Source organism: Streptomyces lycii, assembly GCF_009735685.1.
In the GTDB taxonomy this organism is placed as follows: domain Bacteria; phylum Actinomycetota; class Actinomycetes; order Streptomycetales; family Streptomycetaceae; genus Streptomyces; species Streptomyces lycii.
This window is the reverse complement of the sequence record NZ_WHPN01000351.1, coordinates 48,911-65,949: the sequence shown is the minus strand read 5'-3', so window position 1 is coordinate 65,949 and position 17,039 is coordinate 48,911. Positions and strand designations below refer to the sequence as shown.

Sequence of the window (17,039 nt, the reverse complement as noted above, 5' to 3'; positions counted from 1 at the left end):
GGCGCACCTCAGGACGCCGCCGGCGGAGTGTTTCCGCTGCGCCTCGAACGCGTCGTGCACCGGGTCTTCCCGCCCGGTGAAAGCCGCATCGACGACGCCTTCTCCGTACGTCACTTCACCGATCTGACCGCGGCCTACGGGACCGAGTTCCGGCCCGGCGCGGTCAGCGGCGGGGCGGGCAACACCTTCGCCGCCATGTCCAAGGAGCTGGTCGGGGCCCTGGGCGCGGAGTCGGAGCCCGTCGGGCTGGCCGTGGTCGCCCACTCCACGCCCGACCTGGACTGCCGCTACGCCGCGGCCACCTACCTCTCGGAGGCGTGGCCGCACGGCCCGCTGTCCTTCGGCGTCTCGGAGCAGGGCAGCTGCACGCCGTTCTCCGCGCTGCGGCTCGCCGCCGGCTACACCGGACGGCACGGGCTGCGCGCGGCCGTGGTGCTGATCCTGGACCAGGCCTCGCTGCCGTACGACACCGGGCCGGCCGAGCTGGGCGGCGACGCGGGGGTGGCCCTGCTGCTGTCCGCGTCACAGCAGGCCGGACCGCGGCCGGATCTGCGGTACCTCACCGGAGTGGCGACCCCGGACGTACGCGAGGTGCTCGCCGGCGAGCTGGCGCGGTACGAGGGCCGGGCGACGGTCGTGGCCGGGCCGGGTGTCGACCCGGCTCGCGACCTGCCGGCCGGGCTCGCCGAGGTCCGCCGGACGGGCAAGGGCTTCCCGTGCACCGGGCTGTGGTCGGCGCTGGCCGGCCCGCGTCCCGCGGACCGGCCGCTGGTGCTGGTCGACCACGACCCGGTGACCCGCTGGCTCGGTCTGTGCGCCGTGGGACCGGTGGAGGCGGAGCGGTGAGCGCGGCCCTGTGGGACGCCTGTCACCGGGCGGCCCGGGACCGGGGGCCGGCGCCCGCGCTGGCCCTGCTGGCCGGGGAACTGCTGCCGGGCATGCTGCCCTGCGGGCCGCACGGCCACGGCGTGGTCGCGCCGGAGACCCTGCTGAAGGCCGAGGAGGTCTGGTACGGCGGACGGCCGTGCCCGCTGGCCCCGGGCGGCCCGGAGGTGCTGTCCCGGACGGAGCTGCCGGGCGGTGAGGTCGTCATGGTGCGGCACGAGGTGCCCTCCGCGGTCGAGTACGGGCCCGGGGACCTCGGGGCGGGCTGGGGGCTGGGGCTGGTGTGGCTGCGGCTCGGCCTGTCCGAGGGGCTGCGCGAGTCGGTGGTGGCGCATCTCGGCGGCCGGACGACGGGCGGCTCCCCGCTGCTGCACCAGCAGCTGGTGAAGTCGGCGGTGGCCGACGCCCTCATCGAGCATCTGGAGGTCCGCGCGGTGCTGGACGGTGCCCGGCCGGCGGAGCTGTCGCCGGCGTTGCTGGGAGACCTCCAGAGGCGGCTGACGGCCACCGACCGCGCCCAGGTGAAGCTGCTGGGCGCGAGCGGCTATCTGCGGACGGGGCCCGGTCAGGTCGGCTATGTCTCGGAGCTGCTCGCCGAGGCGTACGCGTCGGCCGGCAAGAAGGAGGAGCGGGCCGTGGCCCGTACGGCCGTGGCCGGGAGCAGATGCTGGTAGGCACTGGCGCAGCGGGATCGGGCCGGGGTGCGAACGTCGCACCCCGGCCCTTTTCTTCGGCCGCGCGCCGGAGCGTCACCTTCCGGCCAACTCGAAATGAGCCCGCTCCTACAGTTGACGGCTATTCCATTCACCTGTCAGTCTGAACTTACACGAGAAAGCTTGCACCCTCCGATCTGGAACCCAATGGGGAGTCGTGATGGAACAGCGGTTAACCGTCCGAATGGCCATGTGGAGCGCGCGCCACCCGTGGCGCGCGATGATCGGATGGCTGGCCTTGGTGGTGGTGTGCCTGGCCCTCGGCTCGATGGCCGGAACGCGGCAGGCCGACAGCGTGGACTACCGCGTCGGCGAGGCCGGCCGGGCCGAGGCGATCGCGGCCGACGCCGGGATCCTCGACCCGCTCATGGAGCAGGTCGTCATCACCCCGCGCCCCGGCAGTGACACGATCGACCGGGCCGCGGCCACCGCCGCGGCCCAGGAGACCGCCGAGCGGATGGCCGGCGCCCCGTCCGTCGGCGAGGTCGGCGAGACCGAGTGGGCGCCGAACGGCCAGGCCGTCCTGGTCCACCTCGCCATGGAGGGCGAGGACGCGGAGATCTCCGAGGACATCCCGGCCCTGCTGGACATCACCGCCGACGTCCAGAAGGCCCATCCGCAGGTGCAGGTCGCCCAGACCGGCCACTTCTCGATGGGACAGGGCGTCTCGGAGTCGATGGCGGAGGACCTGGCCACGGCCGAGCGCATCACCCTCCCGCTCACCCTCCTCATCCTGATGGTCGTCTTCGGCGCCGTCGTCGCCGCCGGGGTCCCCGTCCTGCTGGCCCTGTCCGCGATCGCCGCGGCGATGGGCCTCTCCCAGCTCTTCTCCCACGTCTTCCCGAGCGTCGGGGCCAACAACAGCCTGATCCTGCTCATGGGCATGGCGGTCGGCGTCGACTACTCCCTGCTGTTCATCAAGCGGGTGCGCGAGGAGAAGGCCCGCTCCGGCGGCCGGCTCAACCAGGAGGCCGCGGTCCTCGTCGCGGCCGCCACCGCGGGTCGCACCGTCATCGTCTCCGGCTGCGCCGTCGTGGTGTCGCTCGCCGCCCTGTTCGTCGTCGGCGACGTGGTCTTCTCCTCGCTGGCCGTCTCCTCCATCAGCGTCGTCGCGATCGTGATGGCCGCCTCGCTGACCGTGCTGCCCGCGATGCTCGTCAAGCTGGGCCGTGCGCTGGACCGCCCCCGGGTCCCGCTCATCGGCCGCATCGCCGGCCGCTCCGCCGCCCAGGACGGCCCGGGCCGCCTCTGGACCACGCTGCTCCGCCCCGGCATGCGGCGGCCGGTGGCCTCGCTGGTCGCGGGACTCGCGCTCATCTGCGGCCTCGGGCTGCCCGCGCTGGGCATGGAGCTGTCCTCCACCGAGGTCAGCACGCTCCCCAAGGTCGAGGCCGTCAAGGCGCGCGACCGGATGGTGGAGCAGTTCCCCTCCCAGGGCGCCGCCTACCTGGTGGTCGTCCGCACCGACGACGCGCACCGCGGCGAACTCCCGGACGCCATGGACGGGCTCGTCCGGGCCGCCGGCCAGGACCCGCTGTTCGGCACCGAGGAGAAGCCGAAGCTGGAGACCGCCGAGGACGGGAGGACGGGCTCGGTCCTGCTCCACACGCCGTACGCCCTCGACTCGGACAAGGCGCAGCAGACCCTGGAGCGGCTGCGCGGCACGCTGGTCCCGGACACCGTCGGCGCGATCCCCGGCGCCGAGACGGCCGTGTCGGGTGACGTCGCCCGCAACGCCGACGTGCTCGACAGCCAGATGGACGCGCTGCCCTGGGTGATCGGCGCGGTGCTGGTGCTGAGCCTGGCGGTCATGTTCGCCGCCTTCCGCTCGGTGCCCATCGCGGTGGTCTCCACCCTGCTCAACGTGGCGTCCGCGGCCGGCGCGCTGGGCCTGCTGGTGCTGGTCTTCCAGTCCGACTGGATGCAGAACCAGCTCGCCTACGACTCCGACGGCTTCATCGTCTCCCGCGTCCCGCTCTTCCTCTTCGTCATCCTCTTCGGGCTCTCCACCGACTACAACGTGTTCATGGTGAGCCGGATCAGGGAGGCGGTGCAGCAGGGCCGCAGCGCCGCCGACGCCGTGCAGGAGGGCATCGCCCGGTCGGCCGGGGTGGTCACCGGCGGAGCGGTGGTCATGGTCTCCGTGTTCGTCAGCTTCATGTTCACGAACCTGCTGGAGATGAAGCAGCTGGGCTTCGGCCTCTGCGTCGCCGTCCTGCTGGACGTCGTCGTCGTCCGGATCCTCATCCTGCCCGCCGCGATGAAGCTGCTGGCGCCGGTGCTCTGGTGGCCCTCGCGCCCCCACTTCGCCCGCCACACGGGCGGTGGCGGAACGGCGGTCCGGGAGGCGCCGCTCACGGCCTCGCAGCCGACGCGCTGACCCCCCGCCGCGCTGTCGCGGCACGCTCCCCCGAGGGCCCCGGCCCGGCGCTCCAGGCGCCGGGCCGGGGCCCTGCCCCTGCCGGCTTCTCGGCAACACGGACCCTCCACCTGCATTACCGCCGGTACTGCACTCGAACTTGAGTACGTGTCGAGTCAGGGGTGGCTCAATGGCCGGGACCAGTCGTCCATTGCGAGGCCTTGTACGGGGAGAAGCTGATGGAAATACAGCTGCTCGGACCTCTGACACTCGTCCACGGAGAGGTGCGCCAACATGTCTGTTCCAAGCGTGTCCGGACCGTGCTGGCGCTGCTGGCGCTGCCACCGGGTACACCTCTCCAGTTCGAACAGCTCATGGAGGAGTTATGGGGGGACCGGGAGCTGGAGAACATGCGCAACGCCCTCCAGGCCAACGTCCTCCGGGCCCGGAAGATCCTGGGCACGCTGACCGGCCGGCGCGGCGACGAGGTCGTGCGCACGGTCAGCGGCGGCTACGTGCTCGACCTGGACCCGCAGTCCGTCGACGCCAACCGCTTCCTGTCCCTGGCCGCGCGCGGCTCGGCGCGGGTGCAGAGCGAGCCCGAGGAGTCCGTACGGCTGCTGGAGCAGGCCCTGAACGAATGGCGCGGACCGGCGCTGTTCGACATCTACGAGGGACCGCGCATCCAGCTGGAGACCGCCCATCTCCAGGAGCAGCGGCTGTGCGCGAGGGAGGACCTGATCGCGGCGAAACTGAGCCTGGGTGACGCGCGTGGAGTCATCCCCGAGCTGCTCCAGCTCATCGCGCAGCACCCCGGCCGGGAGCGCTTCAGCGAGCAGCTGATGCTCGCCCTCTACCGCAACGGCCGGCAGACCGAGGCCCTTGACGTCTTCCACCGCACCCGGCGGTGGATGGTCAAGGAGCTGGGTCTCGAACCCGGCCGCGGTCTGTCGAGGATCTACCAGTCGATCCTGACCCAGGACGCCGCGCTGGGCTGAGGCGCGGGCGGCCGGCTGCGGCCTGCGGCTGCACCTACGCCTGCGGCCTACGCCTGCGGCCTACGGCAGTGCGCCGGACCGGGGCCGGGGGGAGACGCCGGTGTTCCCGCGGCGCCGCCGGCGAGAGCCCCAGCCGCGCTGCGGCCGCTCTTCCCGCGCTCCGCCCCGCTGTCCGCCCCGCCCCCGCGCTCCGCCCCCGCCACCCGCTCCCCGTCTTCCGCCTTCGGCCGGGCGGGAGGGCCTCACCGCACCGCGACGGCTCCTTCCCCCCGCGACGGCTCCCTCCTCCGCCCGCGCCTCCCGCTGCGCCTTGCCGGGCGCGCTCCCGGAAACGGGTCCGGGGGAAGTACGCGCCGGGCGCCGCCCCTCGACCCGCAAGCCGGTCCCCGGGGGATCGGTGCGCGGCGTCGGCGCTCGGCGTCGCTCAGCGTCGCGGGGCGGAGGAGCCGTCCCCGTACCGGTCGTATGCGGGCGGTCCGGCAGCGCGGCGAGGTGCTGCGGCTCCCGTCGTGCGCCGGCCGGGGACCACGCGACGCCCTCAGACCGGGAACGGCTCGTTCCGGTCGAACTTGCTCGACTGGTAGCCCTGGAAGAGGTTGAGCCGCTGCATGTGCCCGGTGCCCTCCAGGAACTCCATCGCCCGCGCGTCCCGGGCCAGCTTGTCCAGCAGCGGATGGTCGAACCGGGCACCGGGCCCGAAGAAGGAGCAGGCCTCCAGCGTCGCGTCCTCCGCGAGCTGCGCCGCCCGCACCTTGGCCGCCGAGGCGAGATGGCCGTTGGCCGTGCGCAGGTCGACCGCCGCGGCGGCCCGGTGCACCAGTTTCCGGGTGGCGTTGATACGGCGCCCCAGCTCGTCCAGCCGGTCCCGTTCGGAGCGGCTGAAGTTCCGCCGGTTGGCGAACACATAGGTGTGCGCGGCGCGGGCGATGCCCACCGCGATCGCGGCCACCCCCGGCCGCAGCCGGTTGAACGTCTGGACGAACGCCCAGGTGCCGCGGCGGCTCGGCGAGAGATGCCGGCCCAGCACGTGCTCCTCGGGCACGGCCACCGAGTCCAGCGAGATGGAGCTGATCATCGCGCCGCGCAGGCCGATCATCGGCAGCGCCTCGGCCCGGAAGCCCGCGGCGGACGATTCGGCGAACACCGCGGTCACGCCCAGCGGGCCGGGCCGGGTGCGGGCGAACACCACACCGATCTGGGCCCGGGCCGCGTTGCCGACGTACCGCTTGGCGCCGCTGAGCAGCAGGCCCCCGCCGGCGCCGTCCGGGGCGGGGGTCAGCGCGGTCGTCATGGCCCCGGCGTCCGAGCCGCGGTCCGGCTCGGTGAGGGCGAAGAACGTCCACAGCGGCTCGGCGGTCATCCGCCCGTAGAACCACTCCTTCTGCCGCTCGTCGGCGAGCAGGTCCACCAGCACACCGGCCAGCAGCGGCCCCGGCGAGGCGACCAGCATGCCCGCGTCGGCGCAGGCCAGCTCCTCCATGATGACGGCGCGCTCCAGGGCGGACTCGCCGTAGTAGCGCCGGCCGGCGATCGGCTCGGGGTCGTTGCCGTACTCCGCCGGGATGCCCATGGTCGCCAGGTGGCGGACGGCGGGCAGATCGAAATAGCGCCGGATCGCCTCCGGGTCGGCGTCCAGTTCCAGGGCGTGCCGGCGGAAGTCGTGGCCCCACTCCTGGAACTGCCGGCGCAAGGCGTTCAGCCGTTCGTCGAGATCGAACATCTGGCCCTCCCAGGGCACATGTGGTGGTCAGCCGCAGCCGCCGGCATGACCGTCGTCGGTGGTGCGGGAGCCGAGCCCGACCGGGCCGGACTCGGGCGCCGGCATCGCCGCGGCGGGAACCGCCCGCTCCCGCAGATGCCCGACGAAGCCGGGCAGCCGGTCCAGTCCCCAGAACCGGGTGAACCCGTGGACGAAGAACGGGACGCCGAAGACCCCGTCCTTGCAGATGTCGAGCAGCAGCCGCACGCCCTCCTCGCGGAGCGCGGGGTCGTCGGCGGCGTCCGCCAGCTCCCGCGGGTCGAGGCCGAGTTCGGTGCCCAGCCCCGCGACGACGTCGCGGTCGCAGATGTCGCGGCCCTCCTCCCAGCGGGTGCGGTAGGCCGCCGCGATGTACTGCTGACCGAGCCCCTCCCGGTCCGCCACCAGATAGGCCAGGTGCGGGATCTCCCACACCGGGTCCCGGTCCACCGGCCAGTTCAGCGGGACGTCCCGCTCCTTGGTGATCCGCCCGATGTCCTGGAGGATGTAGAGGTGCTTGGCCCGCGACATGGGGGTGTACGGGAACGAGCCGCCACGCTCGGTGAGCAGCCGCTCGCTCGTCGCGTCCGGTTCGAAGAACGGCCGCCACTCCACGGCGGCGGCCACGTCCGGGTGCCGCTCCGTCAGCTCCCGGTAGGCCAGCCAGGAGTAGGGGCTGCGCAGCGAGAAGTAGAAGCGCGGTGCGCCGCGGGCCATCAGAGCACCAGCCCGCCGTCGACCCCGAACACCTGCCCGGTGACGTAGGACGCGCGGTCCGACACCAGGAAGGACACCATGTCGGCGACCTCCTCGGGCCGGCCGAAGCGGCCCAGCGGAATGCGCTCGGCCAGCTTCCCGCCGGTCTCGCCGGAGAGGCCCGAGGTCATGTCGGTGTCGATGAAGCCGGGCGCCACCGCGTTGACCCGGATGCCGCGCGGGGCGACCTCCTTGGCCAGCGCCTTGGAGAAGCCGATGATCCCGGCCTTGGACGCCGAGTAGTTGGTCTGGGTCGCGTTGCCGTACACCCCGGCGACCGAGGACAGGGTCACCAGTGTGCCCGCCCGCCGCTTCATCATCGAGAACACGGCCGCGCGGCACACGTTGTAGGTGCCGTCCAGATTGACCCGCAGCACGTCCTGCCAGTTCTGCTCGGACAGCATGATCAGCGGGTTGTCGCGGATGATGCCGGCGGAGGACACCACGGCGTGCACCGGGCCCAGTTCCTTCTCGGCCGCCCGTACGAACTGCTCGACCTCGCTCTGCTGCGCCACGTCCACGCGCCGGGCGAGCACCGCGGCTCCCGCGGCCTCCGCCTCCTTGGCCGTGGCCTCGGCCGCCTCGTGGTCGCGCTGGTAGCAGAACGCCACGTCGTAGCCGTCGGCGGCGAGCCGGGCGACCACGCTGCGGCCGATGCCGCGGGAGCCTCCCGTCACCAGCGCGACCCGCCGGTTCTCCTCGGACATCATGACCTCTTCTCCGTGTTCTCCGTGACTGTTCCGGTGGCTTCCGCGGTGACCGCGCCGGTGGGTCCGGCGGTCGTTCCCGCGGGTGCGGGCGCCAGGGTCCCGGCGCCGCGCAGCGCCAGGGTGAGCTGCCCCATCTCCAGGACCGGGCGGCCGGCCACGGTGCTGCGGCCGGTGGTGATGACGGTGTCGCCGAGGTCGCGGAGCACCCGCACCTCGTGCTCGAGGACCGAGCCCGCCCGCACCGGCGCCAGGGCGCGCGCGTCGCGCACCCCGGCCAGCAGCGCCACCTGGCCGGCCAGCACGTCCGGATTGGGTTTCTCCCAGCACGCGAGCAGCACCGCGGCCTGCGCCCAGGACTCCAGCAGCAGGCCGAGCGGGTACGCGTACTCGGCCCCGGCCGGGCCCGATCCCGTCCCGGTGCCGCGCCGGCCGGCGGGCAGGCGGACGTCCGTGACCGCGACCAGCCGCCGCCCGGGTTCCACCTCGGTGACCCGGTCGACGAGCAGGGCCGGGGGACGGTGCGGGATGACCGAGGCGATGCGGTCGGCGTCGGCGCCTGTACTGGTGCCGGTGCCGGTGCCGGGCCCGGCCGCGGTCCCGGTTTCTGTGCCTGTCACAAGTTCTCCTGTGGATGGTCGAGCCGGATCTCCGCGGCCGGCCGCGCGTTCGCGGAGACCGTCGCGGTGGTGTGGACGCCCTTCGCGTCGCGGCCGACGCGGGCCTCGATGACGATCTCCTCACCCGGCCGCACCGGGCTCAGGAAGCGGGCCTTCCGCACCACCGCGGGATTCTCCGGCGGCACCGCGGCCGCGCCGGTCACCAGGTCGTGGACGTACTGGACCAGACTGAAGCCGGGCACGAGGGGGAAGCCCGGGTAGTGCCCGGCGAGGAACGGGTCCCCGGCGTCGACCGTGACGGTGCCCCGTACGACGGTCTCCTCGCTGTCCTCCGGCGCGCCGTCCGTCCGGTCCGGTCCGGCCGGCACCTCGGCGATGGCCAGAGCTTGTTCGAGCATCATGGGCTGTCCTCCTCTCGCCCCGGGCCGGCCCGGCGTACGGCCCCGCCGCGGCAGCGGGAGGAGACGTACGCCGGGGCCCGGAGGCCGTCGTCGTCGGTCGGAGCCTTCAGCGGGCCAGCACCGCGCAGCCCACCGTTCCGTCCCGGTCGATGCCGGTGACCAGCGACAGCTCTCCCGCCGCGGGACGTCCGTCACCCGCGGCGGCCAGCACGGCCGCCAGCTGGAAACCGGTGGCCGCCGCCGACGCGTCGCCCAGCAGGGGACGGCAGCGGATCCACTCCGGGTCGCTGCCGGCCGGCAGCGCCCGCAGCACCGCGTACTCCTCGCCGGGGGCGCCGAGCGGCGCGACCAGGCGCACCGCGCCGCCGGAGACCCCGGCCTCCGCCAGCGCGCCGCGGACGCACTCGGTCAGCGCCGGGCCCGCGTCCTGCGGCCGGTGGTAGGCGCGGAAGCGCGTGGTCAGCAGCCGGGCCAGCGGCTCCCGGCCGGCGGCGCGCGCCTCGTCCCCGGGCTCCAGCAGCCAGGCCGCACCGCCCTCGCCGAGCGGCGGCCGGGCGGCTTCCTCCGCCGCGTGCCACTCCAGCCAGGCGCGCTGCACCGAGAACTCCTCGGCGGCACCGCACAGCACCCGGTCGCAGTGCCCGCCGCGGTGCAGCCGAGCGGCGTAGCCGAGCGCGAGCAGCCCGGTCAGCCAGCCGCCCGCGATGGTGGTGTTCGGCCCCTTGATGCCGTGCCAGATGGCGCTCTGCCCGGCCGCCCGGTTCATCACCGTGTTCGGGAACCTGGCCGGGTCCACCAGATACGGGCGGTCCCCGGTCAGCGAGTCACGGGTGAAGTCCATGATGCTCTGCACGCTGCCGGACCCGGTGCCCAGCACCAGGCCGACCCGTTCGGGCCGCTCCAGCAGACTGCTCCCGCAGCGCTCCAGCAGTTCTCCGACGGTGGACACGGCGAGCGCCGTGACCCGGTCCATGGTGCGGGTGCCCTTCTTGCCCAGGGCGGCCGCGGCGCTGAAGCCGTCGACCAGCCCGGCCCGCTCGTACGGGCCCGGGTACGCCTCGGGGTCGAGAGCGCCGACGGCGCTCGTCGCGCTCCGCAGGCCCGCGCTGTACGCCTCCGCGCCCGTACCGAACGGGGAGACCGCCGACCAGGCGGAGAACACCAGCTCGCCGGTGGAACCGGGCCCACTCCCGGCCGGTCCCGCCGCGTCCAGGGTGGCGGCGGACGTCACGCCGTCCCCCGGGCCGTGATCTTGCCCGCCTTGCCGTTCAGGCCGTTGACGAGGCGGTCGTCGAAGTCGACCAGGCTCCAGTCGCGCCGGTTCTCGATCACGGCCCAGCCGTGGGTGATCCGGCCGGTGGCGGTCGGCACGAGCACGCCGTCGCGCAGGACGTAGGTGTCCATGCGCGCCGTGTAGGTGAAGCGCTTGAAGACGTTCTCCACGGTGAAGACGGTGTAGAGCGTCTCCTCCATGTTGGCCTCGTCCAGGATGGTGATCTTCGAGTGCGGGACCACCGGGATCCAGTCCTGCTCGTCCAGCAGGGTCTTGATGGAGACGCCGCGGTCCTCCAGGAACAGGTCGACGACCTCCTCCATCTGCCGCAGGTAGCCGGACATCTGCATGCGCTCGGTGAAGTGGCAGTAGAAGTACGGGATCCGCCAGGTCCAGGCGAAGGCGTTCTTGCCCGCCGTCAGCAGGTCCGCCGGGTCCGTGCCGGGCTCCACCCGGATCGGCTCCGCGCCGGCACCGAGCCGGTCGGTGACGTGCCCGGCCAGCTCGGCGGGCGGCTCCTCGGCCGGGTGGCCGTGCGGGTCGAGCCGGAACTGCACCGCGACCTTCGAGGTGACGGCCTTCACCGTCTCGCCCTCGCGCTCGACGGTCATCTCCACGGTGAAGCGGCGTCCGTCGCCCTTGTCGGCGGCCGGGGTCACGGTCGCCGTCGCCAGGTCGTCGATGTGGAAGGCCGTACGGATCTTGGTGTCGATATCGGTGATGTCGACACCCAGGCCGTGCCGCTCGTACAGCTTCCCGGCCGGGAGGCCGAGCTGCCGCAGGTGGTCGTAGACGGCCTCTTCGACCATGTAGTTGACGTGCTTGAAGCCGATCCAGGTGCAGATGTTCGAACCCTCGTAGCGAGGCCGGATCTCCGTCTGGGTCGCGCCGTCCACGGCGGTGGTGCTCTTGCTCATGACATCTCCAATTCGGACAGGAAGGACGAGGGCGAGGGCCGGGACGCCGCCGCGCCGCACCGCTGCGGACGTCCGGCACCGGCGAGGAAGTCGCACACCAGCCGGGTGACGAGATCGGGGCGCTCCACCATCGGGAAGTGACCGCAGCCGGCCAGGAGTTCGTAGCGCGCGTCCGGGATCCCGGCCGCGAGGGCGCGGCCGTCCCCGGGGCGCGCCGCGATGTCCTTCTCCCCGGACAGCACGAGCAGCGGCGACCGGACGGCGCCCCGGTCGATGAACGGGGACCGCAGATAGGCCTCGAAGAACCGCATCCAGCCGTACGGCCCGATCTGGTCGCGCAGCCGCAGCGCCATCCAGTCGCGGTGTGCCTTGCCGAACCGGCCGGTCTCGCCGACCTCCAGCGCCTCCTCGAAGACGCGGTGGAAGTCGTTGAGGTAGTACGAGATCACCGACCAGTCGAAGTCCTGCGGGCTGGACCGGTAGAACGGGCTGATCAGCACGGTGGGCCGGGGCGCGATCCGGTCCTCCGCCATCGCTTCGGTGAGCAGGTTCGCCGCGTAGGAATGGGCGAGCACCGCGTCGAACCGGCCGGTGTCCTCACCCACCAGGTCGACGAGGAACTGCGCCGGGTCGGGCAGCGTGCCCCAGCTCTCGCTGCCCGCCATGGCACGCCAGGGCAGCTCCACGTCCCAGAGCTCCAGCGTCCGGTCGGCGCGGTCCGCCAGCCGGTCCCACACGGTGGTCTTGCCGCCGAGTCCGTGCAGCATGAGGACCCGCAGCGGGTCGTCGGTGCCGGACGGGCGGCGCAACCGCGGCTCCGCCACGCTCATGCCGCGCCCTGTCCGGCGGCGGGCCGGCCGGCCGAGCCGACGGGCTCCGGGCCTTCGTAGCGCCCCAGGATCAGTACGGCGTTGTTCCCGGCGAAGGCCAGCGCGTTGTTCTGCACGATGCGGACATCGGCGGTGCGCGCCTCGTTGGGCACCGGGTCCAGACCGCACTCCGGGTCGGTCTGCCGGTGGTTGATGGTCGGCGGGATGAAGCCCTCGGTGATGGACAGCGCGCAGGCGGCCGAGGCCAGCGCGCTGGCGGCGCCCATGGTGTGGCCGAGCATGGACTTCACCGAGACGGTCGGCGGCGGGTCGGGGAAGACCTGCCGGATCGCCCCGGCCTCGGTGACGTCGTTGGCCTTGGTGCCGGTGCCGTGCGCCGAGATGAAGTCGATGTCCCCCGGCTTCACACCGGCGTTGCGGTGGGCCACCTCGATACAGGCGGCGAGGCTGTCCCGGTCCGGGGCGACCGCGTGGTGGGCGTCGCAGTTCAGCCCGTACCCGAGGACCTCGGCGTAGATCCGGGCGCCGCGGGCCAGGGCGGAGTCCAGGCTCTCCATGAACAGGATGCCCGCGCCCTCCCCGGTGAGGATGCCCTTGCGGTCGGTGTCGAAGGGCTGGCTCACCTCGGGCGCGATGGTGCCGAGCCGGTAGAAGCCGGTGAAGGTCTTGCGGCAGACCGCGTCGGCCCCTCCGGACAGCGCCGCCTCGACCTCGCCGGCGCGGATGGCGTCGTAGCCCGAGCCGATGGCGTAGTTGCCCGCCGCGCAGGCGGTGGGAATGGTGACGGCCTCGACGTCGGTCAGCTCCAGCTCGCGCACCACGCTGCTGGAGAGCAGCCCGGCGGCGGAGCGGCGGGCCACGCCCGGGTCCAGGGACTCGGGGCCGGCCTCCAGCTGGCGGCCCATCAGGGTGTCCAGATCGTGCGACTCCCCGTCGGTGGTGCCGACGGACACCAGGACCCGGCGCCGCCGCAGTTCCTCGTGCTCCATTCCCGCGTCGGTCACGGCCATCCGCGCCGCGGCGACGGAAAACTGGCTGGCCCGGCCGAGTTCGTCCGGGTCGATGTTCTCGATCCACTCGGCCGGGTCGAAATCGTCTATCTCGCAGCCGTTGGCGTGCGCGTAGCCGGCCGTGTCGAAGGAAGTGATCGGCTTGACGCCACTGCGGCCGGTGCGGAGGCCGGAAAGAAATTCCGCCGCCCCGGTGCCGATACTGGTGACCACACCCAGACCCGTGATGACGACCCGGCGTGGTGTCCGGTGTTCGCTGTTCACCGCTGCCTCTTCTCTCTCAACGCCCGGCGTTACGCGGACTACTTGGCCAGGGCCTCTTCGACGACCTGGACGACCCCGTCGAGGTTGACCATCCGGGTCAGCTCCGCCTGGTCGATCTCGGCGTTGAAGGTGCGCTCCAGCGAGGAGAGAATTTCGATGGCACCCAGGGAATCGGCGTTGTGGTCCTCCTTGAAAAGGCTGGTGTCCGTCACGTCGGCAGGCTCGATCTCAAGGATGTCGCACACGATTTCCTTGATCTGGGCGCGCTGCTCGGCATTGATGACGACGGTGCTGGGCATTTTGCCTCCCGGTGAAGTGTCCGGCGGATACCCGGAATTCTTGACCGTGGCACTGACGGGCAACTGACCGCGGGCTGACGGCCGGGAGGAGGCGGCGGCGCGGACGGGCGTCCGGCCCTGTCACCGGCCGAGGGCCGCCTCCATCACCCGCCGCGCCACCGGTGCCGCGTTGCCGCCGCCGCTGATGTCGGCCCGGTCCGCCTCCGCGTCCTCGACGACGACCGCCACGGCCACCGCCGGATCGTCCGCGCCCTCCGCCTTTGCCCAGGAGATGAACCAGGCGTACGGAATCCCCTCGTTCTCCACCCCGTGCTGCGCCGTACCGGTCTTCCCGCCGACCTCCGCGCCGGGCACCGCGGCGTTCGTCCCGGTGCCGTCGGTGACGACCCCGCGCATCAGCTCCGCCAGGCTCCGGGCCGTCGAGGAGTCCATGACCCGCTCGTACGTCCGCGGCCGGGTGGTGGCGATCCGGTCACCGCCGGCGTCGGTGAGATGGTCGACCAGATACGGTCGGCGCAGCTCACCGTCGTTCGCCACGGCCGACGCGACCATCGCCATCTGGAGCGGGGTCGCGGCGGTGTTGTACTGGCCGATGGCCGACAGGGCGAGCTGCGAGTCGTTCATGTCCGTGTCGAAGACGCTCTCCGCGACCCGGGACGGAATCCGCAGGCCGTCGTCGTTGAAGCCGGACTTCTCCGCGGTGTCCACCATGGTGCCGAGCCCGGCCCGTACGCCCAGCCGGGCGAAGACGGTGTTGCAGGACACCTCGAAGGCGTGCCGCAGCGTCGCGTCCTCGCAGCCCGCCGCCTCGTTCGTCAGCTCGGTCGAGGTGCCGGGCAGGGTGTACGGGGCGGGGGAGTCCGTCGGCTCGTCGAGATCCCGCACGAGCCCGGAGTCCAGCGCGGCCGCCGCCGTGACGACCTTGAAGGTGGAACCCGGCGGATAGGTCTGGCGGAGCGCCCGGTTGAGCATCGGGCGGTTCTCGGCGGCGTTGAGCCGCTGCCACGCCCGGGCCGCCGCGGACCCGGATCCGGAGAACCGCTCCGGGTCGTACGACGGGCTGCTGACCAGCGCCAGGATCTTCCCGGTGGACGGCTCGACGGCCGCGACCGCGCCGCGCGCCGAGCCCAGGGCCCCGGCGGCGGCGCGCTGCACGGCGGGGTCGATGGTGGTGTGGACGTCGCCGGGCGGCTGCTGCTCGCGGGTGAGGGAGGTCCAGAGCGGGAAGCGGGACAGCCGGCCGTCGGTGCCGGAGAGCAGGTCGTCCTCCGCGTTCTCCAGCAGCGAGGTGCCGTACGCCTGCGAGGCGTAGCCGGTGACCGGCGCGTACAAGGGTCCGTTCGTGTACGTGCGTTCGTACGCCAGCCGCTCACCGGTGTCGCGGGAGCCGGTCACCGGTTCGCCGCCGACGTGGATGTCACCGCGTGGCTGGCTGTAACGGGCGACGGCCTGCCGCCGGTTGGCCTCGTTCTCCTCGTAGCGCTCGGAGTCGAGGACCTGGATCCGGGAGGCGGTGGCCAGCAGCGCGATCAGCAGGAGCAGCAGGAAGGCGGCGAGATGGCGGGTCTGGCGGATCACGGTCGCTCGTCCTCCTGACGCGGGTCTCGGGGCTGGCCGTCGCCGGACGGGGTGTTGCCGGGGCGGCCGCGGTCCGGGCGGCCGCCGTCCGGCCGGGCCCCGTGCGCCCGGTCCCGGTCCGGCGGGGCCGTGTCGGGGCGGCCGCCGTCCGGCCGGGAGCCACCGCCGGGGCTGTCGGGCACGGCCGCGATCACGCCCGTCTCCGCCCGCTGGGGACGCGGCCGGCGGGCGGAGTCGCTCATGCGGATCAGCAGCGCCACGATGATCCAGTTGGTCACCACCGACGAACCGCCCTGCGCCAGGAACGGCATCGCCATCCCGGTCAGCGGAATCAGCCCGGTCACACCGCCCGCGATCACGAAGACCTGGAGCGCGACGAGCGAGGCGAGACCGATGGCCAGCAGCCGGCCGAAGGAGTCGCGCAGTGCCAGCCCGGCACGCAGGCCGCGGGCGGACAGCAGGGTGTAGAGCAGGAAGACGGCGGCGAGACCGGCGAGCCCCAGTTCCTCCCCGGCGGTGGCGAGGATGAAGTCGGACTTGGCCGCGAAGCCGATGAGGACGGAATGGCCCTGGCCCAGCCCGGTGCCGAGCGCGCCGCCCGAGGCGAAGGCGAACAGGCACTGCGCGAGCTGGCCCGGGCCCTCCCCGGCCTCGATGCTCGCGAAGGGGTGCAGCCAGGCCTCGACCCTGCTGTGCACATGCGGTTCGAGCGAGCCGACGACGACCGCGCCGACGCCCGCCAGCAGCAGCCCCACCGCGATCCAGCCGAGCCGCCCGGTGGCCACGTACAGCAGCACCACGAACAGCCCGAAGAAGAGCAGTGACGTCCCCAGATCCCGCTCCAGGACCAGCACGCCCACACTGACCAGCCAGATCGCCACGATCGGCCCCAGCACCCGGCCGGTGGGGAACTGGAGCTTCCCCAGCCGCCGTCCGGTGTACGCCAGGGCGTGCCGGTTCGCCGCCAGATAGGCGGCGAAGAAGACGGCCAGCAGGATCTTGGCGAACTCGCCGGGCTGGAACGAGAAGCCCGCGAACCGGATCCAGATCTTGGCCCCGTTCACCGCCGGGAAGAAGATCGGAACGACCATCAGCACCAGCGCGACGGCGACACCGAGATACGCGTACCGCTGGAGCACCCGGTGGTCGCGCAGCAGCACCACCACGGCGGTGAAGAGGAGCACGCCGAGCGCCGACCAGACCAGCTGGGTCGGCGCGGCCTCGTCGTCCGGGGTGGCCAGGTCGAGCCGGTAGATGAAGACCAGCCCCAGGCCGTTGAGGAGTACGGCGATGGGCAGCAGCAGCGGATCGGCGTACGCGGCGCGCAGCCGCACCGCGACGTGCGCGAGCAGCGCGAGCGCCCCGAGCCCGGCACCGTACCCCGCGGCCCCCGGCGGGACCGTCCCGCTGGTGGCGAGGCCGACCTCGACATAGCCGTAGACGGGGATCAGGACGGCGGCGACGAGCATGGCCAGCTCGGCACCCCGCCGCTTCGGGAACCGGAGCGCGGGCGGCGGGGCGTCCCGCCGGTCCCGGTCCGCCGTTCCGGCGGTCGATGCGGTCATGACACAAGACGCTAGCAAGCGAGACGCCTTATGTCTGTTATGCGGATATCGGCCCGGAGGGGCGCGCGACAGGCCCGTGCCGGCACGGGAAGCGTCCGGTCCGGCCGTCCGGAAGCGTCCGGTCCG

The 17,039-nt window shown here is 73.1% G+C and carries 17 protein-coding genes; 5 read left to right on the top strand and 12 right to left on the bottom strand.

Features of this window, described 5'->3' with window-relative positions; genetic code table 11:
• Positions 1 to 27: 27 nt before the first annotated feature.
• From GCU69_RS23065 to GCU69_RS23050, 4 genes are all read left to right on the top strand, one after another.
• Complete coding sequence (locus tag GCU69_RS23065; protein WP_156207061.1) at positions 28 to 846, top strand: hypothetical protein; 819 nt, start codon at positions 28 to 30, stop codon at positions 844 to 846.
• Complete coding sequence (locus GCU69_RS23060) at positions 843 to 1,559, top strand: hypothetical protein (RefSeq protein WP_098752399.1); 717 nt, start codon at positions 843 to 845, stop codon at positions 1,557 to 1,559. The genes GCU69_RS23065 and GCU69_RS23060 overlap by 4 nt, the downstream gene beginning before the upstream one ends.
• A 223-nt stretch (positions 1,560 to 1,782) precedes the next feature.
• Positions 1,783 to 3,978, top strand: coding sequence for an MMPL family transporter (locus GCU69_RS23055; protein ID WP_170315913.1), 2,196 nt, complete (start codon positions 1,783 to 1,785; stop codon positions 3,976 to 3,978).
• A 218-nt stretch (positions 3,979 to 4,196) separates the two neighbouring features.
• Positions 4,197 to 4,955: an AfsR/SARP family transcriptional regulator gene (locus GCU69_RS23050; RefSeq protein ID WP_098752397.1), complete on the top strand. Its 759-nt coding sequence runs from the start codon at positions 4,197 to 4,199 to the stop codon at positions 4,953 to 4,955.
• A 538-nt stretch (positions 4,956 to 5,493) separates the two neighbouring features.
• On the opposite strand, the gene GCU69_RS23045 is transcribed toward GCU69_RS23050, so the two are convergent.
• The 10 genes from GCU69_RS23045 to GCU69_RS23000 all read right to left on the bottom strand — a co-directional run bounded on the left by GCU69_RS23045 (position 5,494) and on the right by GCU69_RS23000 (position 13,716).
• Entirely contained in the window at positions 5,494 to 6,675 is a 1,182-nt protein-coding gene (locus tag GCU69_RS23045) for an acyl-CoA dehydrogenase family protein (protein ID WP_098753826.1), read from the bottom strand.
• A 27-nt stretch (positions 6,676 to 6,702) separates the two neighbouring features.
• Complete coding sequence (locus GCU69_RS23040) at positions 6,703 to 7,410, bottom strand: 2-hydroxychromene-2-carboxylate isomerase (protein ID WP_156207060.1); 708 nt, start codon at positions 7,408 to 7,410, stop codon at positions 6,703 to 6,705.
• Complete coding sequence (fabG, locus tag GCU69_RS23035; RefSeq protein WP_170315915.1) at positions 7,410 to 8,156, bottom strand: 3-oxoacyl-[acyl-carrier-protein] reductase; 747 nt, start codon at positions 8,154 to 8,156, stop codon at positions 7,410 to 7,412. Before fabG ends, GCU69_RS23040 begins: the two co-directional genes overlap by 1 nt.
• Positions 8,156 to 8,776: a 3-hydroxyacyl-ACP dehydratase FabZ family protein gene (locus GCU69_RS23030; RefSeq protein WP_176604629.1), complete on the bottom strand. Its 621-nt coding sequence runs from the start codon at positions 8,774 to 8,776 to the stop codon at positions 8,156 to 8,158. The genes fabG and GCU69_RS23030 overlap by 1 nt, the downstream gene beginning before the upstream one ends.
• On the bottom strand, positions 8,773 to 9,177 hold the full coding sequence (locus tag GCU69_RS23025) for a hotdog family protein (protein ID WP_143671203.1): 405 nt from the start codon (positions 9,175 to 9,177) through the stop codon (positions 8,773 to 8,775). Before GCU69_RS23025 ends, GCU69_RS23030 begins: the two co-directional genes overlap by 4 nt.
• Positions 9,178 to 9,283: 106 nt before the next feature.
• A complete protein-coding gene (locus tag GCU69_RS23020) occupies positions 9,284 to 10,408 on the bottom strand; it encodes a beta-ketoacyl synthase N-terminal-like domain-containing protein (RefSeq protein WP_328630016.1) in 1,125 nt (374 codons plus the stop codon).
• Positions 10,405 to 11,367 (bottom strand): hotdog family protein, encoded by a 963-nt coding sequence (locus GCU69_RS23015; RefSeq protein WP_098753830.1) that lies wholly within the window; start codon positions 11,365 to 11,367, stop codon positions 10,405 to 10,407. Before GCU69_RS23015 ends, GCU69_RS23020 begins: the two co-directional genes overlap by 4 nt.
• A complete protein-coding gene (locus GCU69_RS23010; RefSeq protein ID WP_098753831.1) occupies positions 11,364 to 12,197 on the bottom strand; it encodes an alpha/beta fold hydrolase in 834 nt (277 codons plus the stop codon). Before GCU69_RS23010 ends, GCU69_RS23015 begins: the two co-directional genes overlap by 4 nt.
• Entirely contained in the window at positions 12,194 to 13,471 is a 1,278-nt protein-coding gene (locus GCU69_RS23005; RefSeq protein WP_098753832.1) for a beta-ketoacyl-[acyl-carrier-protein] synthase family protein, read from the bottom strand. Before GCU69_RS23005 ends, GCU69_RS23010 begins: the two co-directional genes overlap by 4 nt.
• A gap of 38 nt (positions 13,472 to 13,509) precedes the next feature.
• Positions 13,510 to 13,716, bottom strand: coding sequence for an acyl carrier protein (locus GCU69_RS23000; protein ID WP_235978649.1), 207 nt, complete (start codon positions 13,714 to 13,716; stop codon positions 13,510 to 13,512).
• Here GCU69_RS23000 and GCU69_RS34415 point away from each other — a divergent pair.
• Positions 13,706 to 13,837 (top strand): hypothetical protein, encoded by a 132-nt coding sequence (locus tag GCU69_RS34415; protein ID WP_257155849.1) that lies wholly within the window; start codon positions 13,706 to 13,708, stop codon positions 13,835 to 13,837. The genes GCU69_RS23000 and GCU69_RS34415 overlap by 11 nt on opposite strands.
• Positions 13,838 to 13,890: 53 nt before the next feature.
• Here GCU69_RS34415 and GCU69_RS22995 read toward each other — a convergent pair whose 3' ends face one another.
• Both GCU69_RS22995 and GCU69_RS22990 read right to left on the bottom strand, forming a co-directional pair.
• Positions 13,891 to 15,348 carry a peptidoglycan D,D-transpeptidase FtsI family protein gene (locus GCU69_RS22995; RefSeq protein WP_098753834.1) on the bottom strand — a complete coding sequence of 486 codons (1,458 nt, stop codon included), beginning with the start codon at positions 15,346 to 15,348 and terminating at the stop codon, positions 13,891 to 13,893.
• Positions 15,345 to 16,913 carry an FtsW/RodA/SpoVE family cell cycle protein gene (locus GCU69_RS22990; protein WP_098753835.1) on the bottom strand — a complete coding sequence of 523 codons (1,569 nt, stop codon included), beginning with the start codon at positions 16,911 to 16,913 and terminating at the stop codon, positions 15,345 to 15,347. Before GCU69_RS22990 ends, GCU69_RS22995 begins: the two co-directional genes overlap by 4 nt.
• Positions 16,914 to 17,039 lie beyond the last annotated feature (126 nt).